This is a genomic window from Halobaculum roseum, from assembly GCF_019880245.1.
Classification (GTDB): Archaea; Halobacteriota; Halobacteria; order Halobacteriales; family Haloferacaceae; genus Halobaculum; species Halobaculum roseum.
The window spans coordinates 1,925,879-1,952,794 of the sequence record NZ_CP082286.1 but is presented as its reverse complement, the minus strand read 5'-3'; the positions used below and the strand labels follow the sequence as shown (position 1 = coordinate 1,952,794).

Here is a 26,916-nt window from a genome sequence, read left to right as displayed (position 1 = left end):
TCGCCTCCGTACTGCACTCTCACCTCGCTACGGCTCCGGCGGCTCCCCGTCGTAGGCCGCGTGGTCGGTGAAGAAATTCAGCATCGCGAACTTCAGCTTCCCCGGGCCGATGTCGATCAGTTCCTCCCGCTCCTCCACGGGGAACGCGCCGCGCACGGAGTATTTTCCCATGTCCGCGGAGGTGTAGCGTTTGTCCAATAGCGCGCGCACGCCGAAGTCCTCGGGCGAGCGGATCACCCGCCCGAGCGCCTGCCGGGTCTTGCGGACGGTCGGGATCTCGACGGCGTACTCCCAGCCGGCGTCCCGTGAGCGCTCGGCGAACGCACGGTCGTAGGCCTCCTGCACCGCCTCCATGCGCTCGGAGAGGTGCGGGTACGGCACGCCCACGACCGCGACCGTCCGGGCGTCGTCGCCGTCGAAGCTCACGCCCTCGGCGAGCGTCCCCCACAGCGACGTGAACAGCGTCGCGCCCCCGCTGTCGACGAGGCGGCGGCGGAGTCGCTCGGTGTCGGGCTCCGAACCGTCGAGCAGGAGGGTACCGAGGTTCGGGTCGCCCGAAAGCAGTTCGTGGTAGCGCTCGGCCTCCGCGTACGACGGGAAGAACAGAAGGCTGTTGCCGGGCGTGAACCGCACGACATCCGACAGCGTCGCGGCGATCGTCTCCTGTGTCGCGGGGTCGTCGCGCTCGGAGGCGAACAGCGCCGGGGTGGCGACCGAGAAGGTTCGGCGGTTCTCCTCGGGGTACTCCATCCCGTACGCGAGCGTCGCCGGGTCCGACAGCCCGAGCACGTCCTCGGTCACGTCGAACGGGCGGAGGGTGGCGGACATGAGGACGCTCGCGTACACCTCGTCGAACAGCTCCGCGGTCACCTCCCGCGGGATGCAGGTGTACAGCTCCGCGCGGCCGTACACCTCGTCGGTGCCGGCGTCGCGCCGGACGGAGACGACCGGGTGCTGGCCGAGCTCGCCGCCGTCGTCCATCCACGCCGAGACGAACGCGGCCGCCCGGAGGGTCTGACACTCCCGCCGCGTCGTCGTTTCCCCGTCGCGGTACGCCTCCTCGTACTCCTCGTCGAGGCGCTTGCCGAGCTGGAGCGCCAGGTCGCACTCCGCGCGGATGCCCTGTCCCTCGTAGCGCTCCAGGAACGCGAGCGTCAGGTCGTCGCGACGGTCCTCGTTGGCGATGCTCACGTCGTCCCAGTTCTCGCCGACCTGCTCGCGGGCGCCGAACCCCAGCTTCTCGTCGTAGGTGTCCCGCAGCGCCTCGGTGAACGCCCGGAGGACGTTCTCCGCGGGTTCGGCGCGGGAGTCGTCGGTCTCCTCCAGCTCGTTCAGGGCCGACTCCAGGGTGTTCTCGGTGAGCGTCTTCGAGGCGTGGTCGCGGGCGGCGTCCTCGACGTTGTGCGCCTCGTCGAAGACGGTGATCACGTCCTGCGGGTCGCGGTCGAGCCACCGGAAGAACTGCTCGCGTATCTGCGGGTCGAGCAGGTGGTGGTAGTTGCAGACGACGAGCTCCACCTCCTCCATTCCCTCTTTCAGCAGCTCGTAGCCGCAGAATCCCCGGCTGCCGGCGTACTCGTACACCTCGTCGGGGGTGCGCACGTCGTCGAACAGCCACGAGAAGAACTCGCCCGTGTCGCCGGTGAGGTTCTGGAGGTAGTAGTCGCAGGTGTTGGCGGCCTCGTCGTCGATCTCCTCGTCGAGGCGCTCCAGTTCCTCCTGGACGGCCTGTCTGGCTTCGGCGGCGCTTCCGGCGTCGCCGCCGGATCCGCCGCCCGCACCGTCGGCGCCCTCGCGCATCTCGTCGGTGAGATCATCGAGCCGTTGTTCCAACTGCTCCTTGTCGGACCGGTCCTCGACGAGCGAGCGCGTGGTGTCGCGCAGCGTCTGACACTCCTGGTAGTCCACGTCGATGTGGCACATCGACGACTTCCCCTTGAACACGGTCGCGCGGATACGCTCGGTCTCGTGGATGGCGCGGGCGTCCTCGACGAACTGGCGCATCTGCTGGTGGACGTTCGTCGTGATGACGACGGTGCGGTCGTGATCGCGGGCGTGCTGCAGCGCGGGCACGAGCGCCGAGAGCGTCTTGCCGGTGCCGGGTGCGCCCTCGAACAGCACGTCCTGTCCCCGCTCCAGCGAGTTGGAGATCCGATCCATCGCCTCCTCCTGGTTCGGGTACGGCTCGTCGTACGGGAAGAAGCGCAGGTGACCGTCCGTCGTCGACACGGTCGTACTTTCGCCTCTTCAGCTTTGAAGTTACGGGTGCCGTGGCGGTCGCGTGGACGTCGGCCGAATCGGCCGACGGACCGGGCGACGACGATGCTCCGGGTCGCGGGGGGGGTGCCCGACCTGTCGGGGCCGCATCGTGTACGTACGGCTATCCCCGGAGCGCGCGTCCGTACGTGACGCTATGGCGACACAGACACGAACGACTACGACGGCGGAACCTGGGATCGAGACGGTCGAGACCGGCTGGCGCGGCGGCGTCGCCGCGGGCGCGCTCGCCGGGATCGCGATGGGCGCGGCGTTCTCGCTGTTCGCGCCGGCGGCGCTGGAGGTCGCGATCCCCTCGCTGTACGGCCTGTCGGGCGGGCTCGCCGGCTGGATCGTCCACGTGAGCCACGGCGCGGTCCTCGGCGTGGGGTTCGTCGCGCTCGCGAACGCCCTCGGCGTCGTCGACCCGACCCGGTCGACCCTGCTCGGTGCCGGCTACGGGGTCGCGCTTTGGGCGATCCTCGCGGCACTCGTGATGCCGGCGTGGCTCGCTGCGGTCGGCTCGCCCGCGAACCCCCCGCTCCCGAACCTCGATACACTCAGCCTCGCGGCCCACGTGCTCTACGGGGCGGTGTTGGGCGCTGTGCTCCCGTCGCTTCGATCGCTGTGAGCTCCCCTCGACGCCGCTGACTTTTTCGCTCGCGACGACCATCCCCCGAGCATGAGCGAACACGCGTCCGACGACACGGCCGACGGGAACTCGGAGTTCGACAAGGAGGCCGAACGCGAGAAGCTCCGCGAGAAGTTCGCCCGCGACGAGGAGAAGCGCGAGTCGACCCGCCGGATGAGCGAGCTCCTGCTCAAGGGCGCGACGATGACGAACGACCACTGCGACGCCTGCGGCTCGCCGATCTTCCGACAGAACGGGCAGGAGTTCTGCCCCGAGTGCGACGTGGAGGGCTCGACCGGGGCGGCTCCGGGCGAGCCGGCGAACACGGACGCGGCGAACGCGGATGCGGCGGACCCGGACGCGGCGAACGCCGCTGTGGCGAACGAGAACGCGGCGCCCGACGCGACGCCGAACGAGAGCCCGTCCCCGACCCCGACGGATCCGACAGAGTCCTCACCGGAGGACGTGAACGCGTCCAGGGACGTGGACGGAGCCGGAGTCGACGCCGCGGGGACGGCCGGGACGGCGGCACCGGAGACGACGGGCCACGTGGACGCGAGCGTCGACGTGGCGGCCGGACGTGATACCTCCCCGGCATCGACCCGGTCCGCCCCCGGCGACGCGAACGCGGGAGCCGCCGGCGACGACCTCGCGGCCGGCCGCGACGCGCTCGCGAGCACGCTGCGGCGCCACGCAGAAGCCGCCGCCGAGGCGTCCGACCCCCGCGTCGCCGCCGACCACCTCGCGGCCGCTCGGGAGGCGGCCGAGGCGCTCTCGGCGCTGCGTCGCTGAGAACCGAACCGTACACGCCGGAGAACGGGCGACTCGCGGCTACTCCGGGTAGTCGCTTCCGACGACCTCGCGGATGCGCTCGGCGGTCACCTGCCCGACGCCCGAGACCTCCAGCAGGTCCTCCTCGCGGGCGGTCATCACCGCCTCGACGGTGCCGAAGTGCTCCAGCAGCGCGCGCGAGGTGACGGGACCGATGTCCGCGATCGACGAGACGACGTACTCCTGTTGCTCCGCGAGCGTCTTCGCCCCCTTCTCGCCGTGTGCGGACACCTCGCGGTCGTTCTCCTCCTGCTCGCGACGGGCGATCACCTCCAGCAGGTCGGCGGTGTCGGCCTCGTCCTCGGTCCGGAGGACGCTCGCGTCGAAGTCGATCGCCAGCGACGACAGCGCCCCGCGGACCGCGTTCGGGTGGACGTTGCGCTCGCCGTACAGGTCCTCGCCCTCGATGATCACGACGGGCCGGGCGTACGCGCGGGCGGTGTCCTTCACCTGCTCGAACATCGAGCGGTCGCCGCCCACGAGCGTGTCGAGGAAGTCCGCGACCGACTTGCGCTCGACGGCGACGCGGTCGGAGAGCACGTAGTCGCCGACCGCCAGCGTCTCCAGCCGGGTGGTGATCCCCTCGCGGGTGGAGAGGTCGCGCGCGATCGTCGACTCCAGTTCGCGCTGGTCGATGACGATCTCGGTGCCCTCGTCGCTCCCGGCGGTGGCGACGACGCCGTCGTCCGCGTCACTGCCGGCGTCGGTCTCGTCGTCAGGGTCGCCGTCGCCGCCGTCGACGGTCGTGTCGCCACTCACACCGCGGTCGTCCGCCGTTTCGCCGCCGTCCTTCGTCGTCTCGTCGTCGCCCGTCGACTCGGGGTCGAAGTCGGTCAGTCCGGGCTGTGACCCGTCGGCGGTCGACGCCGGCGTCGAGTCCGACGTGGACTCCGCGGAGGCGTCGGCGACGGTCGCGTCGTCGGCCTCGCCGTCGCCGTCGTTGGTTTCCTCGCCGTCGAACTCGGTCAATCCAGTCTGGTCGTCGTCGAGTTCGTCGGTCAGCTCGTCGGCGACGCCCTTCAGCTCGCGAAGCTCGTTTTCCATCTCCTTCTCGCGGCGCCGCGAGATCCAGAAGAACGCCTCGTCGCGCGTGTCGTTGGCGAGGAGGACGACCACCTCCCCCTCGGCCTGCCGGCCGGTCCGCCCCTTGCGCTGGATGGAGCGAATGGCGGTCGGCACGGGCTCGAAGAACAGCACCAGATCGACCTCCGGCACGTCCAGCCCCTCCTCGGCGACGCTGGTGGAGACGAGCACCTCGAACTCGCCGGCCCGGAAGGCGTCGAGCGTCTCCTGCTGCTGTTTCTGGGTCATGCCGTCGGAGCCCTCCTTGTCGCCCTGGCCGACGAACCGCCGGGTGTCGAAGGAAGCGGAGAGGAACTCCGTGAGCGCCTCGGCGGTGTCCCGCGACTCCGTGAACACGATGACGCGCTCGCCGCCGCCGATGCCGAGCGTCTGCGCCAGCAGGACACGGGTCCGGCGGAACTTCGGGTGGAGGTCGTCGAAGTTCTCGGCCTTGCGCATCGCCTCGCGCACCTTCGGCTCGGAGACGAGTCGCTGGCTCGCCTTCGAGGCGCCCGACGACCGGGCGGCGTTGCGCTGGCGCTCGAAGTACCGCCGCAGCGCCTCGACGCTTTGCGTCTCGACGAGTTCGACGGCGCGCCGGAGCTTCATCACCTCCGCGTGCACGGACATCCCGGTGTAGGCGTCCGAGTCTCCCCCGTCCATCATGCGCTGGAGCTCCCCGCGCATCTTGTTGAGGTCCTTCTGGGAGACGTCCGGCTGAGTCGTGTTCGTGACGCCCAGTTGCTTCAGGCTCTCCAGCCTGTCCGTGATCACCTCGTTGAGGGCGTCGCGGATCTCGACGATCGGCTCCGGGAGGTCGATCCGCTCCCACTGCACGTCGGTGTCGTGGGTGTACTCGCCCACGTCGGCGTCGTCCTCGGTCATCACCTCCACCTGGTCGATGCCGAGGTTCTCACAGACGGCCGTGATCTCCTCGCGGTCGCCCCCCGGCGAGGCCGACATCCCGGTGACGAGCGGGTTCTCGGCGTCCGCGTGGTAGCGCTCGGCGATGTACACGTACGCGTAGTCGCCGCTGGCGCGGTGGCACTCGTCGAACGTCAGATGCGTCACGTCCGCCAGCGAGACCCGGTTGCCGACGAGGTCGTTCTCGACGACCTGGGGCGTGGCGATGACGATGCTCGCGCTCTCCCACAGCTCCGCGCGGTCGTCCGGGCGTACCTCCCCGGTGAACACGACGATCTCCTCGTCGGCGACGTCCAGCGCCTCGCGATAGAAGTCGGCGTGCTGCTGGACCAGCGGCTTCGTCGGCGCGAGAAACAGCGCCTTCCCCCCGGTCTCGTACAACCGGTGGGCGGTGACCAGAAGCGAGACGGTCGTCTTCCCGAGGCCGGTCGGGAGGCACACGAGCGTGTGACCCTCGCGGGCGGTCGCCGCCAGCTCCGTCTGGTAGCGACGGTTCTCGATGAACTCCGGAACGAGCAGCGGGTGCTCGACGTACTCGTCCTCCGCGGCGGCCTCGGCCATCGTCGGATCTTGCGCCTCACGCGGGGTAAACCTTCGCGAACCGTGGCGAAAGTGAAGCCGGACGCCTCACGGCTCGAACGGCCGGTTCAGCGCTCCTCGCGCGGCCGGAACTCGAACCGGCGCTCGTCGCAGGCCGTCTCGGGGACGGACTCGTCGAGGAGCGCGGCCCACTCCGTGATGTGACAGCGCTCGGATGCTGGCATCGGTCGGGTCAACACGAGGATCCGTGATAACCGTTTCTCGCGTTCCCGCTCGCTCGGGCGCGGACGACCGCTTCTTTGTGACCCTCCTCGACGTTCCCGGTTCGGCGCCGACCGGACGTCTCTCGGGCGCCCGCCCCTCAGATCAGTTGTTCGCCGTCGTCGTCGTACAGACGGATGGCGTCGACCGGGCAGGTGCGGGCCGCGAACTTCGCGTCCAGCTCGTCGCCGTCGGGCACCTCCAGCGAGAAGGTGTCCTCGTCGGTCTCCTCGCCGCCGACGAGCGTCGCCTTCCCGGCGTCCATGTCCTTCTCGAAGGCGTCCCACTCGGCCACGCACTGGTACATCCCGACGCAGGTGTCACGGTCGAACTCGACGTGCATACCCAGACCGTGGTCGCGGCGGCTAATACCGTCTTCGTCCCCGTCCCGGTCGGCGGCGCCGCCCGTTCGGGGCCGTCGGTTCGGTTCCGAAGACCTCCCGAGGGCGCCACGGTGGGACGGCCTCAGTACCCCGCGAGCAGCCTGGCGAGGACGCCCCGAACGCCCGGCGCCACCGCACCCTCGGGGACGAACGTCGGCACCGCGTCGCGGTCGATCCCGTCGTCCCCGCCCTCCGCGCCGCGCCAGACGACGGTCCGTCCCTCGACCGTCCCGTCGCCGACCCCGCCGGCGACGACGTGGCCCTCCGGCGCGTGGAGGACGAGCGCGTCCGCGCCGGGATAGACGGTCCCCTCGCCGCCCATGACGAACGGCAGCACGGGGTCGCGGGCGTCGAAGGCGGTGAACAGGACCGCGCCGGCCTCGCGCTCGGCGGCGTCGCCGCGGCGGTGCTCGACGACCAGCGTGTCGCCGTCCATCCGGCTCGTCCGGTCGCCGCCGTCCGAGGCCGTCGCGGCGTCGACGATCGCGGCCCGCAGCGAGTCGTTCCGGAGCGCATCGGTCCCGTCGGACAGGTCGAGGCGGGCGGTCCAGCGGGTCGAGCCGTCGTCGGACACGTGCACGTCGAGCGTGGCGCGTTCGACCGCGACGGCGACGCCGTGCCGGTCGGCCGCGTCGGCGAGCGCGCCGTCGACGCAGACGCCGCAGGCTGGCTCCGGCGGCGCACGGGCGGCGCCGTCGGCCGGGACCGCTGCGGCGACGAGCGCCGACGCGACGAGGGCGACGGCGACGAGACGGAGGACACGGGGAGAGAGGGTAGCGAGGGACACGGCGGGGTCTGCGTCGCTCCGGCGTAAGTACCTTCGGCCGCCTCGACGGGCAAGCGTTTTGCGCCCCCCGGCGGAGCACCCGACCATGAAGAACACCGCGGGGACGGAGGCGGCGAAGCGGGCGGCCGGCGAGGCGGCCGCCGCCGAGGCGACCGACGGCGACGTGGTCGGGCTCGGCACCGGCTCGACGGCGGCGCACGCGATCCGCGACCTCGGCGAGCGCGTCGCCGAGGGGCTCGACATCGAGGGCGTCGCCACCTCCTACCAGTCGCGGGCGCTCGCGAGGGAGGTCGGGATCCCCCTGTTGACGCTGTCGGACGTGGCCCGCGTCGACCTCGCGATCGACGGCGCCGACCAGGTCGCCCTCGACGCGAACGCGCTGGTGAAGGGCGGCGGCGCCGCACACGCCCGCGAGAAGGTCGTCGCGTCGGCGGCCGACGAGTTCCTCGTCGTCGCCGACGACTCGAAGCTCGCGGACCGGCTCGAACACCCGGTCCCCGTCGAGGTACTGCCGGACGCGCTCGCCCGCGTCGAGCGTGCGGTCAGCGACGCCGGCGGCGACCCGACGCTTCGGGACGCCGAGCGCAAGGACGGTCCCGTGATCACCGACAACGGGAACCTCGTGCTCGATTGCGACTTCGGCGCCGTCTCGGAGCCGGCGTCGCTGGCGCGGACGCTGTCGGCCGCCGCGGGCGTCGTCGAGCACGGCCTGTTCGTCGGGATGGCCGACGCGGTGTTCGTCGGCGATGACGACGGCGACGTGCGGCGGACGGAGCCGTAGGGCTCAGCGTCGGCGTCCAGCTCGTCGAGCACGCGCGATCGGCGGCGCCGCGGCTACGCGGTCGGTGAAAGAAGTGGAGGAAAGGTGGCCGAGTTTACAGGTCGCGCGGCTGGACCGTCTTCCGGTCGTTCTCCTCGGCGCGGCGGGCGGCGTCCTCGAGCAGCTCCTCGACTTCCCCGTCGAGTGCGTCGTAGAAATCGGACGCGACGTTCTTCTCCTCGAGGTACTCCTTGACGGCTGCCTTGACGATGAGGTCTGCCATGCAATCTGGTTTTCCCGACGCCTCCTTATAAGATTTCCCAAGTTATCCCGCGAGGCGGGGCCCCTCGCGGCCGTTCACGGGTGTTTCCGACTTCGGGTTTATATACCGTTCCCGGTCGGAGGCTTCGAGTCGGTCCGCCCCCGAGGGTCGTCCATGCGCGAAACGCTGGAGGCGGTCGCCGCCGGCGACCTGACGCCCGCACAGGCGGAGGCGCGGTTGCGCGGCTACGCGACCACGGAGGCCGGACGGTTCGACGCCGCCCGGGAGCATCGCCGCGGGATCCCCGAGGGGATCCTCGCGGAGGGGAAGACGCCCGCGGAGGTGGCGGCGATGGCCGACGCCGCGGTCGACTCGACCGGACGGGCGCTCGTCACGCGCGCCGACGACGAGACGGCCGAACAGGTGCGGGCCTACATGGACCAGGAGCACCCGGAGGCGACCGTCGAGCGCGACGCCCGGGCGCGGACCGTCGTGGTCCACGCCGACGACTACGTGCCGCCCGCCGTCGACGCGGACGTGGTCGTCGTCTCCGGCGGCACCGCCGACGCGCCCGCGGCCAGGGAGGCGGCCGTCGTCGCCGGCGAGGCCGGCCCGCGCGTCGAGACGGTCGAGGACGTGGGCGTCGCCAACCTCACGCGCGTGCTCGACGAGCTGGACGCCCTTCGCGGGGCGGACGTCGTCGTCGCGGTTGCGGGACGGGAGGCCGCGCTGCCGCCCGTCGTCGCGGGGCTGGTCGGCGCGCCCGTGATCGGCCTCCCCACGTCGACGGGGTACGGCGTCGGCGGCGACGGGAAGGCGGCGCTGTTGGGCCTGCTCCAGTCGTGTACCGTCCTCTCGGTGGTGAACGTCGACGCCGGCTTCGTCGCCGGGACGCAGGCCGGGCTGATCGCCATCGGCGTCGACGGCTCCCGCGATGGAGGGGACGACTGACCGACCGGTTCGACGCCGTTTTCCGCCGCTGCACGGCGCGTGCGCCGTGAAAGAGTATATGTGTCATGCACCCCTACGCGTGGTACCGGCAGCGGTGGATGCCGGACGACCACATGCCACGCTGCGACCACTGCGGGTCGCACGTATCCGACCGCTTCGCCCGCGTGTTCAGCGACGAACGCGGGGACCTGAACGCGTGCCCGTCCTGCTCTGCGAACGCGGGCATCGCCGAAGCGGCACGGGATCGGACCCGCGCAGACGACTGAACCGCTCTGCGACCACCTCACCGCGCCGCGACGGCCACCACCCATCCGTCCCCCGTTCCCCCGCGGGACTCGGGACCGGCGGCGCCGTGCCGCACCGCGTCCGTTTATTTCACGCGCGCCGAACACCGTCGCCGTGAGCGATCGCGATCCGACGGTCGACGCCCGCGGCGAAGACCCCGGCCACGACGGCGACGACTCCGACCGCACCGGCGACGACCCCGACCGCGTCGACGGCGTCGCCGTCCCGGCGGCCGACCACTACGTGTACGTCCTGGAGTGCGTCGACGGGTCGTTATACACCGGCTACACGACCGACGTGGCCCGCCGCGTCGCCGAGCACGACGCCGGCGACGGCGCGAAGTACACCCGCGGGCGGACGCCCGTCGAGCTGGTCCACGTCGAGGCGTTCGACTCGAAGTCGGCGGCGATGAGCCGGGAGTACGCGATCAAACAGCGGTCGCGACGGGAGAAGGAGCGGCTGATCGGGTAGGACCGGTCGACGGTCGGTCGACCTCGCGCGCCCGGCCGCTACTCCGGAACGTCGAGGAACTCGTCCTTGTGCCCGGCGTAGTGGGCGATCCGTCGCCCGAGCTTCATCGTCCGCTCGCGCAGCGCGTCGTCGACGAACTCGTAGCGCGCGTCCGCGCCGATCGCGCCCTCGGGCGGCCGGTCGCCCTCGTCCCACGGCTCGAAGCGGTTTCGCGCGTTGCGGATCCCGACCTGGAGCGGGGCGACCCAGCCGTGGACCCCGCGGATCGTCGCGCGCATGTGTTCGAGCGTCCCGCCGTAGGAGCCGCCGCCGGCGACGGCGAACAGCCCGACGACGGTGTCGTCGTACTCGTCGAAGCTACACCAGTCGTGGAAGCTCCGGAACGCCGACGAGTACGAGTCGTGGTACACCGGCGTGCATAGGAGCACGCCGTCGGCGTGCCGCATCCGCGCGAGCAGGTCCGGCACGTCGCCGGCGTCCGCGGCGTCGACGTCCGGGTGATACAGCGGCACGTCGAGCTCGGGGTCACCCAGATCGATGAAGTCCGGCTCGGCGCCGTACTCGGCGGCCGCATCGAGGGCGTACCGCAGCGTCGCCCGGCCGTAGCTCCCGTCGCGTCGCGAGCCGTTCACGGCGACGACGGTAGGCGTCTCCGACATGCCAGAGAGTTCCCGGGCGCGCGCAAAAGCCCGTCGGGTTCTGACGGCGGCCGGCGCCGGATCCGGCCCTCGTACGGCCCGACCGCGGGCACCCGGGTTTTTGCCACCCCGCGCCGACGGCTCCCGCATGGACGAGATCTCCTTCGGAACCGACGGGTGGCGCGCCACCCTCGACACGTTCACCGACCGCCGCGTCCGGATCGTCGGTCAAGCCGTCGCCGACACCTTGGCGGAGGCGGACGCCGCCGCGGAGGGCACGGCGGACCGCCCCGTGATCGTGGGCTACGACGCCCGGCCGACCTCCGAGGGCTTCGCCGAGTCGCTCGCGGAAGTGCTCGCGGGCAACGGCTTCGACGTGCTCCTCCCCGAGCGCGACTGCCCCACCCCGCTCGTGGCGTACGCCATCGTCGAGCGCGACGCGGCGGGCGCGATGATGGTCACGGCCTCGCACAACCCGCCCGAGTACAACGGCGTGAAGTTCATCCCCGACGACGGCGCGCCCGCCCTTCCGGAGGTCACCGAGCGCATCGAGGCGAACCTCCGCGAGCCGACCCTCGACGCCGCTGGCACCGCCGACGAGGGCGATATCCGCCGCGTCGACCTTCAGACCCCCCACACCGAACACGCCCGCGACCTCGTCGCCCGCGGGGGGGCGCTCGATCTGTCGGGGCTGACGGTCGCGTACGACGCGATGCACGGCAGCGGCCGCGGCGTCACCGACGCGCTGCTGGAATCCGCGGGCGCCGAGGTCGAGCGCCTGCGCTGCGACCGCGACCCCGAGTTCGGCGGCGGGTCGCCGGAGCCCTCGGCGGAGAACCTCGAAGCGCTCGCCGCGCACGTCGCCGAGGGCGACGCGGACCTGGGGATCGCCAACGACGGCGACGCCGACCGGCTGGCGATCGTGACCCCCGGGCGCGGCCACCTCGACGAGAACCTCTTCTTCGCGGCGACGTACGACCGCCTCCTCGAGGGCGACTCCGGGCCCGCGATCCGCACCGTCTCGACGACGTTCCTCATCGACCGGATCGCCGAGGCGCACGGCGAGGAGGTGTTCGAGACCGCGGTCGGCTTCAAGTGGGTCGCACAGGCGATGGGCGAGCACGACGCGCTGATCGGCGGCGAGGAGTCCGGCGGCTTCTCCGTTCGCGGGCACGTCCGCGAGAAGGACGGCGTGTTGATGGCGCTGCTCGCGGCCGCCGCCGAGGCGGAGGAGTCGTACGACGACCGCGTCGACCGGCTGGAGGCCGAGCACGGCCGCATCGTCGCCGACAAGGTGAGCGTCGACTGCCCCGACAGCGAGAAGGCCCGCGTCATCGACGACCTCGCCGACCACATCCCCGACGAGGTCGCCGGCGAGGCGGTCGCGGACGTGGTGACGGTGGACGGCTTCAAGCTCCTCCTGGCCGACGGCTCGTGGCTGCTCGTGCGCCCCTCGGGCACCGAGCCGAAGATGCGCGTGTACGCCGAATCCGGCTCCGAGAGGAACACGAAAGCGATCCTCGCCGACGGCCGCGAGCTGGTCGAGCCGCTGGTCTGACGCGGTGGGCCCGTCGACCGACGGACCCGTCCCCTCCTCGGTTCCGCGGCCGATCCCCGGATCCCCGGGTTTGACGGCGGGGTCGTCGCTACGACCGGTATGTTCGACGACGAGGTCGCCGCCCGCGTCAGCGACGACCGCGAGCGCGACGGCTACCTGTTCCCCGACTACGGCCGGTACTGCTTCGCCGGCGTCCCCGCGACCCTCGGCGGGGTGCTCGGCGTCGACCTCCCCGGCGACCCGCTCCCGGACGGCGCCGTCGCCGACGTGCCCGGCCTCGCCGGCACCGCCCCCGGCGACGACGCCGACTACGACCGCGTCTGTCACGTGCTCGTCGACGGCTTCGGCTACGAGCAGTGGCGTCGCGAGGTCGCCGCCGGCCGGGCGCCCGAGTGGATCGCCGACCTCGCCGAGACCGCCCGGGTGACGCCGCTCACGTCCGTCTACCCCTCCGAGACCGCGGCGGCGATCACGACCGTCCACACCGGCCGCACGCCCGCAGAGCACGGCGTGATCGGCTGGGACGTGTACCATCGCGACGCCGACCGCGTCGTCCAGACGCTCCCGTTCACGACGAAGTCCGGCGACCCGGCCGACGAGGCATACGGCGTCCACGCCGGCGACCTCTTCGCCGGCGGGTCGATATACGAGTCCCTGGCTACCGAGGGCGTCGACTCCGTGACCGTCCAGCCCACGAAGGCCGCGACGGGCGCGTACTCGGCGCACGCGCTCGCCGGCGCCGACTCCCACGGGTACGAGGACCTCGACGGCTTCCGGTCGCTGTTGACCGAGGCGCTCTCCGAGTCGGATCCGGACACCTACTGCTATGCGTACCTCTCGGACGTGGACGGCGCGGCCCACGAGGCCGGCACCGACTCCGACCGCTACCGCGAGACGCTCGCGGCCGTCTCCGAGGCCGTCGCGACGGCGTTGTCGGGTGTCCCCGAGGAGGTCGCCGAGTCGACGCTGCTCGTGCTCACCGCCGACCACGGCCACGTCGACACCGACCCCGAGACCAACGTCGACCTCTGGGAGCACGACTTCCTCACGGAACGCATGCGTCGCTACGAGACCGGCGCCCCGACCGAGTACCCGCTGGCGCGAGGCGACGGCGGTGACGGCGGGTACGGCGGCGAAGACGGCGACGACGGCGACCCGCTCCCGCCGGTCGGCGGCGCGCGCAACGTCCACCTCCACCTCCGGCCGGGGACGACCGAGGAGGTGCTCGACTACCTCGATCGGACCTTCTACGGGCGGGCGTTCACCCGCGAGGAAGCCTTCGTCCGCGGGCTGTTCGGCGACCGCGCGGTCTCCGACCGTCTCCGCCGCCGCTGCGGCGACGTGGTGTTCGTCCACCGACGGAAGGCGGCCTGGCGGGGCGACGAACCGGAAAAGCTCGGGTACGTCGGCTGGCACGGCGGGCTGACGCCCGAGGAGATGTTGACCCCGTTCGCGGCCGCGCCGCTGTCGGACGTGGGCTGATCCCGGTCGGTCACTCCGGCGCGTCGCCCGCGTCGGCCCTCGCGAGCGTTCCGAACAGTCGCCCGTCGCGCTCCTCGATCTCGAAGCCCAACGACTCGTAGAACGGCCGCACTTGCGGCCGGAACGTCGCCGTCAGCGGCCCGTCGGTCCGCCCGGCGGCCGCCGCGACGAGGGCGGTGCCGACGCCGTCGGCCCGCCGGCGCTTTCGTACCGCGATCGCGTCGATGTGACTGTCGGCGAGCACGAGCGCCCCGATCACGGCAGGGTCGTCGGTCTCGCCTGCGGTGTCGGCGTCGACGGCGACCAGCGCGTCGCCGCCGGCGACGCGGTCGGCGAGGTCGTCCGGAACCGAGAGCATCGCGGCGTCGAAGAGTCGGCGGACCGCGTCGGCGTCGTCGCCGCGGGCGGGCCGGATGGACGCGGCGCCGGCGCTGTCGGCGGTGTTGTCGACGGCGCTGTCTGCGGTGCTGTCGGCGTCGTCGCCTGTCATCCGCCCTTGATGAGCCGGAGCACCTTCAGCTCGGTCGCCTCGACGGGGGCGTCCTCCGGGACCGGGCTCCCGTCCACGAGCACGGTTACCTCGTGGGGGGAGTAGCCGACCGCCCGGCACACGTCGGCGTAGGTCGCGCCGTCGTCGAGCGCGAGCGTCTCGGTCCCCTCGCCGACGACCTCGCAGGTCACGTCCATGTCCGCAGTCGCCGCCGCGCGGCTTTCAGCGTTGCCGTCGCGTGCGCTCTGGCGCCCCCGACCGCGGGCACCCGTTACCGACGGCGCGCGTCGGTCCAGGGTACCGGGGGCGGTATCTCGGGGCGTTTATCCCCCCGGGCCGCCGACCACCGTCCATGAGCGAGGCCGACGACGCGGAGGCGACCGAGGCCGGCGACGGGGACGACGCCGGCCCCGCGCCCGGGCGGGAGGTCTGGATCGAGAAGTACCGCCCGGAGACGCTGGAGGACGTGTACGGACACGAGCAGATCGTCTCGCGACTGCAAAGCTACATCGAACAGGACGACCTGCCGCACCTCCTGTTCGCGGGGCCGGCCGGCGTCGGGAAGACGACCTCGGCGGTCGCCATCGCCAAGACGATCTACGGCGACGACTGGCGGACGAACTTCCTGGAGCTCAACGCCTCCGACCAGCGCGGGATCGACGTGGTGCGCGACCGGATCAAGAACTTCGCGCGCTCGTCGTTCGGCGGGTACGACTACCGGGTCATCTTCCTCGACGAGGCCGACTCCCTCACCGACGACGCGCAGTCGGCGCTCCGGCGGACGATGGAGCAGTTCTCCGACAACACGCGCTTCATCCTGTCGTGTAACTACTCCTCGAAGATCATCGACCCCATCCAGTCGCGGTGTGCCGTCTTCCGCTTCTCGCCGCTGTCTGACGAGGCCGTCGCGGCGCAGGTCCGGGACATCGCCGCCGACCAGGACATCGAGATCACCGACGAGGGGCTCGACGCGCTGGTGTACGCCGCCGACGGCGACATGCGCCGCGCGATCAACTCCCTCCAGGCGGCCGCGACCACGGGGGAAGTCGTTGACGAGGAGACCGTCTACGAGATCACCGCGACGGCGCGCCCCGAGGAGATCGAGGCGATGGTCGAGGACGCGCTCGCCGGCGACTTCTCGAAGTCGCGGGCGACGCTCGACACGCTGCTCACCGAGACGGGGATGGCCGGCGGCGACATCATCGACCAGCTCCACCGCTCGGTGTGGGAGTTCGACCTCTCGGATCGCGAGGCGGTGCGGCTGATGGAGCGCATCGGCGACGCCGACTTCCGGATCACCGAGGGCGCCAACGAGCAGGTGCAGCTGGAGGCGCTGTTGGCGTCGCTGGCGCTGGCGAACGAATAGGCGAACCAGAGCCGTGCCGTCCGGCCCCGATCGCGCGACTCACACTTCCGGCTCGATGTAGACGATCCGGACGCGGTCGTCGAGGTCCCGAAGCGTTGCCTCGATCTGCGTGATGTCCTCGTCGACGCCGCGGGCCGCCGCGTCGCCGTCGAAGCTCACGTCCGCGGTGACCAGCGCCTCGCCGGGCCCGACGAACACCGTCCGGAACCCGTCGACGTGGACGACGCCCTCGTGATCGGCGATCGCCGACCGGAGCGTTTCCTCCACGCCCGCCGGGAGCGACTCCCCGAGGATCAGCCGCTTGTTCTCCCAGGCGAGCGCGACGGCGAAGCCCATCAACAGCCCGCCGATGACGAGCGAGGCGATCGCGTCGAAGATCGGCATGTCGAGGTACCGCGCCAGCGTGATGCCGACGAGCGCGACGGCGGCACCGGCCAGCGCGATGGCGTCCTCGGTGAAGGCGGTGAGGGTCGTCACGTCGCTGGTCTTCGAGAACGCCTCGCGGACCCCCGACCAGCCGTACGTCTCGATCTGCCGCTGGAGCTCCGCGTTCGCCTTCGCGAGCGCGTAGACCTCGAACACGATGGCGCCCAGGAGGACGACGACGTTGATCCAGAACGGGTCGACCGGCACCAGTTCGGTGAAGTTGATCCCAGCGAGGATCACGTCGGCGCGCTCGCCGCCGTGTCCGGGGTGAAGCAGCGCGTCGTATCCGTGTTTCAGCGACTCCCAGCCGGCGATGCCGAACAGCAGCACCGAGACGAGAAAGGCGTAGAAGAACTGCGCCTTGCCGTAGCCGAACGGGTGCGAACGGTTCGCCTCCCTGCCGGAGTACCGGAGGCCGACCAGCAGCAACACCTGGTTCCCGGTGTCGGAGATGGAGTGATACGTCTCCGAGAGCATCGACGGCGACCCGGTCAGCAGGAAGCCGAAGAACTTCATGACCGCGATGGAGCCGTTGGCGATCAGCGCGGCGATGACGACGGACCTGCTTCCTCCAGCCATTGTCGGCACGTCGCCGTCGACCGTAATCAACCCCGGGGAGCCGCGGACGCCGACCTCCCGAACCGTTAGGACCGCCCGTCCCCTCCGGTCGGTATGCTCGTCGTCATCTCCGACACCCACGCGACGGACGACCATCGGCTCCGCGGACGGACCCTCGATGCGGTCCGGGACGCCGACGCGGTGATCCACGCCGGCGACTTCTACCGGGAGCCGGTGCTCGACGACCTGCAGCGCGAGGCGGCGACGGTGTACGGCGTCACCGGCAACAACGACGACGCGGCGCTGCGCGACCGGCTCCCGCGCGAGCGCGTCGTCGGCTACGAGGGCGCGACGATCGCCGTGCGCCACCGCAGCCGGAGCGGCGCCACCGGGCTCGTCATGTTCGGGCGCGAACGCGACGCCGACCTCGTCGTCTTCGGCCACAGCCACCGCCCCGAGTTCGACGACTCGGGGGCGGTACCGCTGCTCAACCCGGGCAGTTACGCACAACCTCGGGGGAACCGGCCGGCACACGCCGAGGTGACGCGAACCGACGACGGGCTCTCGGGGAAACTGGTTACCCCCGACGGCGAGGTGTTCGAGCGGTTCTCCGTGCCCGTACGGGGGCCGTGAGGCCGCTCGGCGGGGGACGGACGCGTAGTGAGACGGCGTCTGCCGATCGTCTCGCCGTGCGCCGAACGTGCGGGTCGCGTCAACGGGGACCTGGCTCCCGGGTCGCCGGCCGTCCGCGCACCCGGTCTGCGGGCGTCGGGGAGACGGTGGCTGGTGTGTGACCTGGGCGCGGCGGGTGGAGGGCCGATTCGGGGAACCGCGAACGGAGGGCCGGCGCGCCACCGGGAACCGGTACTACCTCGTAACGGCGCTCGTGTCAAGTACTTTCTCTATGGTCAAACGCCGTTTTTAGTCACCGCGACGGCGACGGCGGGCAGCGGGCACCGGCGTGGTGAACCGCCGGCATGGCCGGCGATCGACCGCACCGCCGGCTCACGCCCCGCCGCGGCGTCGGGCGACCAGCGCCACGACCGCGAGCGCGAGCAGGCCGCCACACAGGAACAGGAACCCCGGCGAGGCGGCGAGCTGGTCGACCAGCGTCGGCCCGGCGTCGGCGGCGACGGCGTACGTCGTGTCGCGGGCCACCTCGGTCGCGGTCGGGTCGGGGGTGGGCGTCGCCGCGGGCGTCGCCGTCTCCGCGGCGGTCTCGGTCGCCTCCTGGATCCCCATCCCGCCGTCGCCGGCGGACTCGGTCGGCGTCGGCGTCGCGGCGTCGTCGGCAGGGGCCTCCGTGGCGGTCGCGTTCGTCGATTCGACGCTCACGTCGGTGCCGTCGCCGGCCGCGCCGTCGGCGCCGCCGGCCGAGCCGAACCCGACCGTGGGCGCGAACGGGCCCCCGAGGGCGGTCTCGACGACGACGGCGCCGAGGCCGACCGCGCCGATCCCGCCGAGCAGTCGGCTGAGCGTCGCGCGGATCCCCGAGGCCTCGGACTCCGGACCGGCGACGAGCACGAGCGGCCCGTCGGCGGGAGCGTACACGTCCATCTCGCGGCCTTTCTGGGAGTAGACGGTGTCGACCACCTCGACGACGCCCGCATCGCGGAGGCGCTTCAGGTGGTACTGGGTGTTCTGCAGCGACGTGTCGACGCGGTCGGCCACGTCGCTGGCGGGGCCGGGGCTGTCGTGAAGCGCGGAGAGGATCGCGCGTGCGGTGTCCGAGGACAGCGCCGCGAGGACGGCGTCGGCGTCGTCGCCGTCGACGCCGATGACCCGCGGGTCGCGGTCGCCGTCGTCGCCGCGGGACCACGGCCCGCCGATCCCCGGGATGGAGGAGGGCATGTCGGCCATTCGTCGTTCCTCTTTCGCGGTGGAGTTGGTAAGCCTTCCGTGCGCCGCGCCCGCGGGGGCGGCCCACCTCCCCGGAGGGACTCGGCCGACCGACCGCGTTCCTCACGAAGGATCCGGCAGATCCCGACACCCATTTGTCGACGTGTCACCGATTCCTCGTATGCTCGATTACGTCGGTCTGGAGGCGGATCTCTCGGCCGAGGAGAAGCTGATCCGCGATACGGCCCGGGAGTTCGTCGCCGAGGAGGTCGCCCCCGACATCGCCGACCACTACGAGGCGGGGACCTTCCCCACGGACCTCATCCCCGAGATGGGCGAGCTCGGCTTCTACGCGCCGAACCTGGAGGGGTACGGCTCCCCGAACGTCTCCGAGCGAGCGTACGGCCTGCTGATGCAGGAGCTGGAGGCGTGCGACTCCGGGCTGCGCTCGATGGCGAGCGTCCAGGGCGCACTCGTGATGTACCCGATCCACGCGTTCGGCAGCGACGCCCAGAAGGAGGAGTGGCTCCCCGCGCTCGGCCAGGGCGAGGTCGTCGGCTGCTTCGGCCTGACGGAGCCGGAGCACGGCTCGAACCCCTCGGGGATTGAGACGCGCGCCGAACGCGACGCCGACGGCTTCGTCCTGAACGGCGAGAAGACGTGGATCACCAACTCGCCCATCGCGGACGTGGCGGTCGTGTGGGCGAAACTGACCTCCGACGACGGATCGCCCGTTCGGGGGTTCCTCGTCGAGACCGACCGCGACGGCGTCAAGACGCCGAAGATCGAGGAGAAGCTCTCGATGCGCGCGTCGGTCACGGGCGGGATCGTCCTCGACGACGTGCGCGTCCCCGAGGGGAACGTTCTCCCCGACGTGACGGGGATGAAGGGGCCGCTGTCGTGTCTCACGCAGGCCCGGTACGGCATCGCCTGGGGCGCCGTCGGCGCCGCCCGCGACTGCTTCGAGACGGCCCGCGAGTACCAGACCGAGCGCGACCAGTTCGGCGGCCCCATCGCCCGCTTCCAGATCCAACAGGAGAAGCTCGCGGAGATGGCGACGCAGATCACCCTCGCGCAGCTGCTCGCGTACCGGCTCGCGGATCTGAAGGAGCGCGGCGACCTGCGCCCCCAGCAGGTGTCGATGGCCAAGCGCAACAACGTCCGGATGGCCCGCGATCAGGCGCGCGTCGCCCGCGAGATGCTCGGCGGCAACGGGATCACGACCGACTACTCGCCGATGCGTCACATGAGCAACCTGGAGACGGTGTACACCTACGAGGGGACCCACGACATCCACTCGCTCATCCTCGGGGAGGATCTGACTGGAATCGCCGCCTTCGAGTGACGCCTGTGGCGTCACGAGATCCGTGGCGATCCCAGTCAGTTCGACCGGACTGTCGGCCTTCTCGTGACGCGATAGCGGCGCGAGTCGCGTCGACAGCCCGGTCAGCGATCGGGATTCCCGCCTCCGAGTGACCGATCTGCCTGCGTCACGCGTCGGTAGTCGCCGGCTTACCAGTCACGTCGGGCGATCGACACAGACGGGGTCGCGACGGTGCGGGGCCGTCGACGGGAATTCGCTCCGTACCCGCCGTGCTATCCGTGTGAGAACCATGATCATAGCTAAGTGGGTGGACTTTGAGGCGCCAATCGAGATGGCAAAACCGGTCGAGGGCGGATGGCGGACGCTCGCGTTCTCCCGTGAGGAGGCGTGGGTGGTCCACGCCGCGCTCCTCGACGGGGTTCGAACGGCGGTCGAGGCCGGGGACGCGACCGAGGGGTTCCCGGAGCTCGACGCGTTGGCGGCGATCGAGGACGGCCGCGAGCGCTTCGATCCCGCGGAGGTGGACGTGATCCGCGGGGCGCTGGAGGCGTACCTCCCGGGCGCGCCGCCGCGGGACCTGGCCCCCGGGCGGGCGGCGCTGCGGCGGACCGACGCCCCCGAGATCCCGGACGCCTGAGGCGCCGGACGCGACGGCGACTACGACGAGGCGTTGCCGTTCGACGGCGAGTCGCGCCGCGCGAGCTTCCCCCACAGGTCCCTGCGGTCGGCCGCCCACCGGTAGATCTTCTCACGGGCCTGCGGGTACTTCGGCAGTCCCTTCGCGGCCGCGGTGAGCCACCAGCCCGCGGCGCCGGTGCGCTTGGCGACGGCCTCGAGCGCCTCGCCGCAGGAGTACACCGCGGCGTCGGTGACGAGGTGCATGCACTCCTCGTAGTCGTCGGGCAGTCGTGCGCGCAGCTCGTCGTCCGCGGCCAGCTCGGAGAAGCCGACGGCCTCGAACTCGCCCAGCTCCAGCGCGTGCGAGACGACGAACGTGCAGAAGCCGCAGTCGTCGTCGTACACGAGGCGGGGGACGGACATACGCCGATCTACGGGCTCGGCCGATATGTGGTTTCGGGCGACCGGGCTCCCGCCCCGCTACCCCTCCTCGCCGTCCCAGTAGTCGACCGCGTCGCCGCGGCGGAAGTACGCGCTCACGTCGCGCTCCCCCTCGCCTCCGGGCGCCGCACCGGCCATCGCGCCCACCTTGTCGGAGTCGGGGTACACGAGCACCTCCGGGTCGCGCATCGTCGAGACCATCAGGTACCGCAGCGCCCCGTCGGAGTCGTTGATCACCCGGTGTGCGCCGTCCTCGCCGGACGGGAGCGCGACGTAATCGCCGGAGCGGAGCGGTGTCGTCCCGTCCGCGTGGCGCAACGTCCCCTCGCCCGACAGGACGTACAGCGCCTCGGCGTTGCCCGCGTGATAGTGGAACGGCCACGCGCGCTTGCCCGCCGGGAGTTCATAGAGGCTACACCCGAGGTCGTCGCCGCCGGCGGCGGCGGCGAGTCGCTTGCGGCGCCACCCCACCTCCTCGCCGCGGTCGGTCTCCTCCCAGTCGAGATCGTCGGCGTTGACGCGGTTCACGCAGAGGGGTCGTTCACGTCGACCGTAACCGTGTCGCCCGTGGCGACCGCGCTTGCCGTCTCGACCCCGCTTGCCGTCGCCCGCCGCGACCGCGCCGGCGACGCTTCCGCATCCCACGGATGCCGGCGTTTTTGTACGTGTCGCGGTAAGCGTCGGCAATGGGAATCGATCCGAACTTCGACGAGAACCGCGAGCACGTCGGCGAGGAGAACGGCCTCGACGTGTGGGGGCCGGTCGACCCGCCGGAGAAGCTCGGCATCCACGGCGCCCACGTCGCCGTCGACTACGACATCTGCATCGCCGACGGGGCGTGCCTGGAGAACTGTCCGGTCGACGTGTTCGACTGGGTCGACACGCCCGACCACCCCGAAAGCGAAAAGAAGGTCGAGCCGACCCGCGAGGACCAGTGCATCGACTGCATGCTCTGTGTCGATATCTGCCCGGTCGACGCCATCGACGTGGACGCCTCGCGGTCGTAGGGCGATGCCGGGCGACGACAGGGACCCCGTCGCGGCCAACCGCGCCAACTGGGACGAGCGCGCGCGGGTCCACCCGGAGACGGACCACTACGACGTGCAGGGGTTCCTCGACGGCGAGTCGACCCTCCGCTCGGTCGAGCGCGAGCGCGTCGACCCGGACGGCCGGTCCCTCTGTCACCTGATGTGCCACATCGGGCTCGACACGCTGTCGTGGGCCCGCGCGGGCGCCGAGACCGTCGGCGTCGACTTCTCCCCCGTCGCGGTCGAGGCGGCCCGCGACCTGCGCGACCGGGCGGGGATCGACCCCGAGGCGGCGCGGTTCGTCGAGGCGGACGTGACCGACGCCGGGGCGGTCGCGGACGCCGTCGACCGGGAGTTCGACGCCGTCGTCGCCACCTACGGCGTCTTCTGCTGGCTCCCGGAGCTGCACGACTTCTTCGAGACGGTCGCGTCCCTCCTGCGGCCGGGCGGTGAGGCGCTGTTCGTCGACGACCACCCGGTCGCGGCCGCGTTCGACGGGGACCCGCCCCGGTACCGCTACCCGTACCTGGACCCCGTCGAACTCCGGATTGACGACGGCGAGACGTACGCGACCGAGGACGCGGATCTCGACGCGAACGTGACCTATCAGTACCACCGGCCGCTCTCGGCGCACGTCACCGCCGCCGCCGACGCGGGCCTGCGCGTGACCGAGCTCGCCGAGTTCCCGGTCGCGGAGTGGCAGCGGTTCGAGTGGCTGGAGCGCGAGGGGGAGTGGTACGTCCAGCCCGACGGGGACGAGCGGAGTCCGGACCTGCCGCTGCTGTTCGCGCTGTCGGTCGAGAAACCGGCGTAACGGGCGGAGGTGAAACCGAGGGGGGCGAGGAGGGAAGAGAGATGGAGGTCGACCCCGGGGAGGCGGCCTCAGTCGGCCGCCGTCGGCGACCCGTCCCCGTCGGCGTCCGCGTCGGCGGGAGCCTCGACGGCGACGCCCTCTTTCGCCGCCAGCGCCTCACACAGCAACTCGGCGATGTCGACGACCTCGATGTCGTCCTCGAAGTTCCCCGTCTTGCGGCCGTCCTCGTACATCGTCCCGCACATCGGACAGGCGACGACGAACGTCTCGACCTCGCCCCCGGCGTCGGTGTCCTCCAGCGCCTCGCGCAGACGCTCCTCGCTGGGCTTGGACTCCTCCTCGTGGTCCATCCAGAGGCCGCCGCCGCCGCCCCCGCAGCAGAACGAGTCGGAGCGGTTGCGCGGCATCTCGTAGAGGTCCACGCCCGTGGCGCGGATGAGGTCCCTGGGCGCCTCGTACACGTCGTTCATCCGGCCGAGGTGACACGGGTCGTGGTACGTCGCGGTGTAGTCCAGTTCCGTGCCGTCCAGTCCGAGGCGACCCTGCCGGACGAGGTTCTCGACGACCTCGGTGTAGTGGAAGACGGGGTCGTCGAACTCCGACACCTCGGGGTACTCGTTGCGGAAGGTGTTCATCGAGTGCGGGTCGGTCGTGACCACCTTCTCGAAGGTCGCCGACTCGAACGCCTCGACGTTGTCCTCGACGAGCATCTCGAAGAGGCCCTCCTCGCCGACGCGGCGCACGTCGTTGCCGTCGTGCTGCTCGTCCTCGTAGAGGATGCCGTAGGAGACGTCCGCGCGCTCGAACAGCGTCGCCAGCGACCGGGCGACGCGCCGGTTGCGCTCGTCGTAGCTCGGGTACTCGCCGACGTACCAGAGGAACTCCACGTCCTCCTCGCGGGCGTCGGGCACCTCGAAGTCCAGGTCGTCGGTCCAGTCGGGACGCTTTCGCGCGGGGTCGCCGAACGTGTTGCCGTTCTGGAACACGTTCATCATCGCGTCCTGCACCATCTCGTCCATCTGGCCCGTCTCGGTCAGCCGGCGGTTCATCTGGGTGAACTCCGGGACGTGCTCGATGTCGACGGGACAGGCGTCCATGCAGGCCATGCAGGACATGCACGACTCCATCGACTCGGCGGCGATGACCGAGTCGCCGCCGTCCGCGACGATCTCGACCTCCTCGGTCTCGCCGGCGTCCAGCGACTCGCGGTAGCTCTTGAGGTCGAGGATCACGTCGCGGGGGTCGAGGTTCCGGCCGGAGGCGTTGGCCGGACACACCGAGGAACAGCGGCCGCACTTGGTGCAGGCGTCCTGATCGAGGATGTGGCGCCAGGAGAAGTCCTCGATGGAGCCGTAGCCGATCTCGTCGGGGCCGGCGTCCTCCGGAACCCCGGGCAGGCGCACGCCCGCCTTCTCGTCGCGGGTGACGACGTTCGCGAACGAGGAGATCATGTGGAACGGCTTGGCGTACGGGATCAGCGCGATGAACGCGAACGCCAGCAGGGCGTGGCTCCACCACGTCCAGTGGTACAGCGTCTCGGCCATCCCGACGGTGACGCCCGCCTCCGCGAACAGGCCGGCGAGGAAGAAGCCGACGAACGACACCTGCTCGTAGGCGACGAACTCGGCTGAGCCGATGATGCGGAACGCCTCCAGCACGTAGCCGCCGACGCCCAGCGCCAGCAGCGTCCAGACGAACGCGTCGTCCTCCAGGGAGGTGTGCTTACCCCACAGACGACCCTCGCGCTCGGTGTAGCGCCGGTAGATGGCCATCCCCACCCCGACGACGAACAGCAGCCCCATCGCGTCCATGACGAACGAGTACGAGAGGTAGAAGTCGCCGACGAAGAACGACTCGCCGGTCACGGGCCGCCAGAAGTCCAGGTCGATCCCGAGGATGGTCGTCCCGATGAGGAGGGTGAGAAAGCCCCAGAGGATGAACGCGTGCATCACGCCCGCGTACAGGTCGCGGTCGAACTGTCCCCGGTTCGACGCCACGATCCGCGCCGCCCGCAGCACCCGCCCCGGCAGGTCGTCGAGGCGGTCGAACCAGTCGTCCTCGCCGGCGGCGTAGCGCGCGAACCGCGCGTACGTCCCGTAGAGGAACACCGCGATCGCGACCGCCGCGAGGTAGTAGAACGCGGCCTTCCCGACGGGACCGATCGTCCAGAAGGTCTCGCGCGTCACGTCGGCTTGCATGTGCCTATCGCGTCTCCGCCTCCGATTAAATCTTCTCACACCATCGTGCGTGAACGATCGCCGCGGCACCGCCGCCTGCGGGCGGTTCGCCGCGTCCGGTCGACACCGTGAACGGTTCCCTCGGCCCCAACACGTTTTTTGCCGGCGCCGGCCTAGTTTCCACTCTATGGACGAGAAAACCGAGGAACTCCGCGACATCTTCCTCGACACGACGGGGGGTGACACGGTAACGGAACGACAGGAGGAGGGGCACGGCTCGCTGGCGTCCGATCCGGACGTGGAGGGACGCCTCGCGGAGCTCGTCGGGCGGATGCGCGAGCGCTACGAGTTCGCCTCGGACCTCGCCGACGAGGACCTCGTCCGTCTCGTTCGGCTGTACTTCGACGGGGCCGACGACGACGCGATCGCCGACGCGCTGAGCGTTCCACCGGAGGCGGTGTTCACGGCGCGGATGGACCTCCACCTCGTGCGGGAGTCGGACCGCGAGGCGCCGTTCGATCTGTCGCGCCTCCGGTCGCTGTACGTCGACGACGTCCCGCTCGACGAGCGGGCGGCCGAGTTGGACGCCGAGGAGGAAACGGTCGCCCGCTACTCCGAGGTCGTCGCCGCCGACGCCCGGTCGACGCGCGCGAACGACCGCTTCCGCGACGAGTTCGCCGAGCTGCTCGCGGAACAGGACCTCAAGGGGGGCCACACCGAGGACGCCCGCGAGGACGGGCTGCGTGAGGCGGCCGAGGACATCGAGACGAACGTTTCCTTCTGACGAACCGCTTTTCACCGCCGGGTTTCCTCGCGAGCGGCGGAGCCGCTCGCTGCGGGGAACCCGGCGGCCAAAACCCGTTCATGACAAAAGGGCCGCTCGCTCGCCGGCCTTCGGCCGGCTCGCTCGCGGTACGACTGCTGGTGATTCCGCGACCGCACCGACTCCGCGACCGCACCGCGTCCGCCCGGCACCGCGACCGCGACGCGGCGAACGTTCAAATACGAACCCGGCACCACCACCCACGTGCCCCGGGAGAAAGCGACCTTCACGGACCTCGCGACGGCGACGTACTGCCCCCGCCAACTGTACTACGACCGCCGAGAGGACGACCGCGAACCGCCGCCGGCGACGACCGCCCGGATCGACCTCGCCTTTCGATATCCCGAGTTACGCGAACTGGACGACGCGGAACTCGCCGCCGAGCCGATTGACCGTCCACCCAGCGAGTATCGCGCGGCGCTCGACCGACTGGCCGAGCGGTCGGACTGGCCGGCGCTGTCGGCGCCGACGAACACCCGGGTGCTCCTGGACGGGAAGGACGCCCGCGGCGTCGCGCACAAGGTGCTCGGCGCCATCGGCGCGGACGCGCCGCGCGACGAGGGCGGAAAACCGACCGGCGATCCGCCCGTTCCCGTGATCGTCTCCCCCGGCGACCCGCCCGAGCGGGGCGTGTGGGAGCCGCAGTCGGTCCGGGCGGTCGCCGCGATGCACGCGCTCTCGTGGCAGGAGGGGAGACGGATCCGGCGCGTGCTCGTGGAGTACCCCGCCCACGGCGTCGTCCGTGAGGTCTCCCTGTCGGTCCGACGGTCCGGTACCTACCGCCGGGTGCTCCGGTCGGTGCGCGAGTTGGACGGCCCGCCGGCGCGGCTGTCGGGCAGCGAGAAGTGTCGGGAGTGCCGTCACCGAGCGAACTGCGGGGTGAAAACGCGGAGTCTGCGGAGTCTGATCGGGCTGTAACGCTCCCGGTGG

29 protein-coding genes are annotated in these 26,916 nt (G+C 71.3%); 16 read left to right on the top strand and 13 right to left on the bottom strand.

What is annotated here, in order from left to right; genetic code table 11:
* Positions 1–27 precede the first annotated feature (27 nt).
* Entirely contained in the window at positions 28–2,229 is a 2,202-nt protein-coding gene (locus K6T36_RS09850; protein WP_222921126.1) for an ATP-dependent DNA helicase, read from the bottom strand.
* A 184-nt stretch (positions 2,230–2,413) separates the two neighbouring features.
* Between K6T36_RS09850 and K6T36_RS09845 the strand changes: the two genes are divergently transcribed.
* Both K6T36_RS09845 and K6T36_RS09840 read left to right on the top strand, forming a co-directional pair.
* Positions 2,414–2,887 carry a histidine kinase gene (locus tag K6T36_RS09845; RefSeq protein ID WP_222921125.1) on the top strand — a complete coding sequence of 158 codons (474 nt, stop codon included), beginning with the start codon at positions 2,414–2,416 and terminating at the stop codon, positions 2,885–2,887.
* Between the two features lie 51 nt (positions 2,888–2,938).
* On the top strand, positions 2,939–3,679 hold the full coding sequence (locus K6T36_RS09840; protein ID WP_222921124.1) for an Sjogren's syndrome/scleroderma autoantigen 1 family protein: 741 nt from the start codon (positions 2,939–2,941) through the stop codon (positions 3,677–3,679).
* Between the two features lie 39 nt (positions 3,680–3,718).
* On the opposite strand, the gene K6T36_RS09835 is transcribed toward K6T36_RS09840, so the two are convergent.
* The 3 genes from K6T36_RS09835 to K6T36_RS09825 form a co-directional block, all read right to left on the bottom strand.
* Positions 3,719–6,265 carry a DEAD/DEAH box helicase gene (locus K6T36_RS09835; RefSeq protein ID WP_222921123.1) on the bottom strand — a complete coding sequence of 849 codons (2,547 nt, stop codon included), beginning with the start codon at positions 6,263–6,265 and terminating at the stop codon, positions 3,719–3,721.
* A 340-nt stretch (positions 6,266–6,605) separates the two neighbouring features.
* Positions 6,606–6,848: a ferredoxin gene (locus K6T36_RS09830; protein ID WP_222606476.1), complete on the bottom strand. Its 243-nt coding sequence runs from the start codon at positions 6,846–6,848 to the stop codon at positions 6,606–6,608.
* Positions 6,849–6,970: 122 nt separating this feature from the next.
* The gene (locus K6T36_RS09825) at positions 6,971–7,675 is read right to left on the bottom strand and encodes a hypothetical protein (protein ID WP_222921122.1); all 705 of its coding nucleotides are present in this window, start codon (positions 7,673–7,675) and stop codon (positions 6,971–6,973) included.
* An 85-nt stretch (positions 7,676–7,760) separates the two neighbouring features.
* On the opposite strand from K6T36_RS09825, the gene rpiA reads away from it, so the two are divergent.
* Positions 7,761–8,456 carry a ribose-5-phosphate isomerase RpiA gene (rpiA, locus tag K6T36_RS09820; RefSeq protein ID WP_222921121.1) on the top strand — a complete coding sequence of 232 codons (696 nt, stop codon included), beginning with the start codon at positions 7,761–7,763 and terminating at the stop codon, positions 8,454–8,456.
* Positions 8,457–8,550: 94 nt separating this feature from the next.
* Here the strand turns inward: rpiA and K6T36_RS09815 are convergent, their stop codons facing one another.
* Complete coding sequence (locus K6T36_RS09815) at positions 8,551–8,718, bottom strand: DUF1931 domain-containing protein (protein WP_073308856.1); 168 nt, start codon at positions 8,716–8,718, stop codon at positions 8,551–8,553.
* Between the two features lie 153 nt (positions 8,719–8,871).
* Between K6T36_RS09815 and larB the strand changes: the two genes are divergently transcribed.
* The 3 genes from larB (at position 8,872) to K6T36_RS09800 (ending at position 10,404) form a co-directional block, all read left to right on the top strand.
* Complete coding sequence (gene larB / locus K6T36_RS09810) at positions 8,872–9,648, top strand: nickel pincer cofactor biosynthesis protein LarB (RefSeq protein WP_222921120.1); 777 nt, start codon at positions 8,872–8,874, stop codon at positions 9,646–9,648.
* A gap of 113 nt (positions 9,649–9,761) precedes the next feature.
* Complete coding sequence (locus K6T36_RS09805) at positions 9,762–9,914, top strand: DUF7563 family protein (RefSeq protein WP_425601460.1); 153 nt, start codon at positions 9,762–9,764, stop codon at positions 9,912–9,914.
* Between the two features lie 262 nt (positions 9,915–10,176).
* On the top strand, positions 10,177–10,404 hold the full coding sequence (locus tag K6T36_RS09800) for a GIY-YIG nuclease family protein (RefSeq protein ID WP_222923415.1): 228 nt from the start codon (positions 10,177–10,179) through the stop codon (positions 10,402–10,404).
* Between the two features lie 38 nt (positions 10,405–10,442).
* Here K6T36_RS09800 and K6T36_RS09795 read toward each other — a convergent pair whose 3' ends face one another.
* The gene (locus tag K6T36_RS09795) at positions 10,443–11,063 is read right to left on the bottom strand and encodes an NADPH-dependent FMN reductase (RefSeq protein WP_222921119.1); all 621 of its coding nucleotides are present in this window, start codon (positions 11,061–11,063) and stop codon (positions 10,443–10,445) included.
* A gap of 127 nt (positions 11,064–11,190) precedes the next feature.
* Between K6T36_RS09795 and K6T36_RS09790 the strand changes: the two genes are divergently transcribed.
* Together K6T36_RS09790 and K6T36_RS09785 are read left to right on the top strand one after the other, a co-directional pair.
* Complete coding sequence (locus K6T36_RS09790) at positions 11,191–12,600, top strand: phosphoglucomutase/phosphomannomutase family protein (protein WP_222921118.1); 1,410 nt, start codon at positions 11,191–11,193, stop codon at positions 12,598–12,600.
* Positions 12,601–12,699: 99 nt separating this feature from the next.
* Positions 12,700–14,082 carry an alkaline phosphatase family protein gene (locus K6T36_RS09785; RefSeq protein WP_222921117.1) on the top strand — a complete coding sequence of 461 codons (1,383 nt, stop codon included), beginning with the start codon at positions 12,700–12,702 and terminating at the stop codon, positions 14,080–14,082.
* A gap of 10 nt (positions 14,083–14,092) precedes the next feature.
* On the opposite strand, the gene K6T36_RS09780 is transcribed toward K6T36_RS09785, so the two are convergent.
* Together K6T36_RS09780 and samp2 are read right to left on the bottom strand one after the other, a co-directional pair.
* On the bottom strand, positions 14,093–14,572 hold the full coding sequence (locus tag K6T36_RS09780; RefSeq protein WP_222921116.1) for a GNAT family N-acetyltransferase: 480 nt from the start codon (positions 14,570–14,572) through the stop codon (positions 14,093–14,095).
* Positions 14,569–14,769: a ubiquitin-like small modifier protein SAMP2 gene (gene samp2, locus K6T36_RS09775; protein ID WP_222921115.1), complete on the bottom strand. Its 201-nt coding sequence runs from the start codon at positions 14,767–14,769 to the stop codon at positions 14,569–14,571. Before samp2 ends, K6T36_RS09780 begins: the two co-directional genes overlap by 4 nt.
* 155 nt (positions 14,770–14,924) lie before the next feature.
* On the opposite strand from samp2, the gene K6T36_RS09770 reads away from it, so the two are divergent.
* Positions 14,925–15,938: a replication factor C small subunit gene (locus K6T36_RS09770; RefSeq protein ID WP_222606467.1), complete on the top strand. Its 1,014-nt coding sequence runs from the start codon at positions 14,925–14,927 to the stop codon at positions 15,936–15,938.
* Between the two features lie 39 nt (positions 15,939–15,977).
* Here K6T36_RS09770 and K6T36_RS09765 read toward each other — a convergent pair whose 3' ends face one another.
* Positions 15,978–16,943 carry a cation diffusion facilitator family transporter gene (locus tag K6T36_RS09765; RefSeq protein ID WP_222921114.1) on the bottom strand — a complete coding sequence of 322 codons (966 nt, stop codon included), beginning with the start codon at positions 16,941–16,943 and terminating at the stop codon, positions 15,978–15,980.
* A gap of 93 nt (positions 16,944–17,036) precedes the next feature.
* Between K6T36_RS09765 and K6T36_RS09760 the strand changes: the two genes are divergently transcribed.
* Positions 17,037–17,555 (top strand): metallophosphoesterase, encoded by a 519-nt coding sequence (locus K6T36_RS09760; RefSeq protein ID WP_222921113.1) that lies wholly within the window; start codon positions 17,037–17,039, stop codon positions 17,553–17,555.
* 372 nt (positions 17,556–17,927) lie between these two features.
* Here the strand turns inward: K6T36_RS09760 and K6T36_RS09755 are convergent, their stop codons facing one another.
* On the bottom strand, positions 17,928–18,782 hold the full coding sequence (locus tag K6T36_RS09755) for an ArsR/SmtB family transcription factor (protein WP_222921112.1): 855 nt from the start codon (positions 18,780–18,782) through the stop codon (positions 17,928–17,930).
* A 160-nt stretch (positions 18,783–18,942) separates the two neighbouring features.
* Between K6T36_RS09755 and K6T36_RS09750 the strand changes: the two genes are divergently transcribed.
* Positions 18,943–20,106 (top strand): acyl-CoA dehydrogenase family protein, encoded by a 1,164-nt coding sequence (locus K6T36_RS09750; protein ID WP_222921111.1) that lies wholly within the window; start codon positions 18,943–18,945, stop codon positions 20,104–20,106.
* Positions 20,107–20,416: 310 nt separating this feature from the next.
* Positions 20,417–20,722 (top strand): DUF7853 family protein, encoded by a 306-nt coding sequence (locus tag K6T36_RS09745; protein WP_222606462.1) that lies wholly within the window; start codon positions 20,417–20,419, stop codon positions 20,720–20,722.
* A gap of 20 nt (positions 20,723–20,742) precedes the next feature.
* On the opposite strand, the gene K6T36_RS09740 is transcribed toward K6T36_RS09745, so the two are convergent.
* A complete protein-coding gene (locus tag K6T36_RS09740) occupies positions 20,743–21,126 on the bottom strand; it encodes a thiol-disulfide oxidoreductase DCC family protein (RefSeq protein WP_222921110.1) in 384 nt (127 codons plus the stop codon).
* 57 nt (positions 21,127–21,183) lie between these two features.
* Positions 21,184–21,672, bottom strand: coding sequence for a cupin domain-containing protein (locus K6T36_RS09735; RefSeq protein ID WP_222921109.1), 489 nt, complete (start codon positions 21,670–21,672; stop codon positions 21,184–21,186).
* A 158-nt stretch (positions 21,673–21,830) separates the two neighbouring features.
* Here K6T36_RS09735 and K6T36_RS09730 point away from each other — a divergent pair, with 158 nt between their 5' ends.
* Positions 21,831–22,151 (top strand): 4Fe-4S dicluster domain-containing protein, encoded by a 321-nt coding sequence (locus tag K6T36_RS09730; protein ID WP_222606459.1) that lies wholly within the window; start codon positions 21,831–21,833, stop codon positions 22,149–22,151.
* A gap of 4 nt (positions 22,152–22,155) precedes the next feature.
* Positions 22,156–22,986, top strand: a complete 831-nt coding sequence (locus K6T36_RS09725; RefSeq protein WP_222921108.1) for a class I SAM-dependent methyltransferase — start codon at positions 22,156–22,158, stop codon at positions 22,984–22,986.
* A 68-nt stretch (positions 22,987–23,054) separates the two neighbouring features.
* On the opposite strand, the gene K6T36_RS09720 is transcribed toward K6T36_RS09725, so the two are convergent.
* Positions 23,055–25,184: a heterodisulfide reductase-related iron-sulfur binding cluster gene (locus K6T36_RS09720; RefSeq protein WP_222921107.1), complete on the bottom strand. Its 2,130-nt coding sequence runs from the start codon at positions 25,182–25,184 to the stop codon at positions 23,055–23,057.
* A 166-nt stretch (positions 25,185–25,350) separates the two neighbouring features.
* On the opposite strand from K6T36_RS09720, the gene K6T36_RS09715 reads away from it, so the two are divergent.
* Together K6T36_RS09715 and K6T36_RS09710 are read left to right on the top strand one after the other, a co-directional pair.
* Entirely contained in the window at positions 25,351–25,947 is a 597-nt protein-coding gene (locus tag K6T36_RS09715; protein WP_222921106.1) for a conditioned medium-induced protein 4, read from the top strand.
* A gap of 243 nt (positions 25,948–26,190) precedes the next feature.
* Positions 26,191–26,904 carry a CRISPR-associated protein Cas4 gene (locus tag K6T36_RS09710; RefSeq protein ID WP_222921105.1) on the top strand — a complete coding sequence of 238 codons (714 nt, stop codon included), beginning with the start codon at positions 26,191–26,193 and terminating at the stop codon, positions 26,902–26,904.
* Positions 26,905–26,916 lie beyond the last annotated feature (12 nt).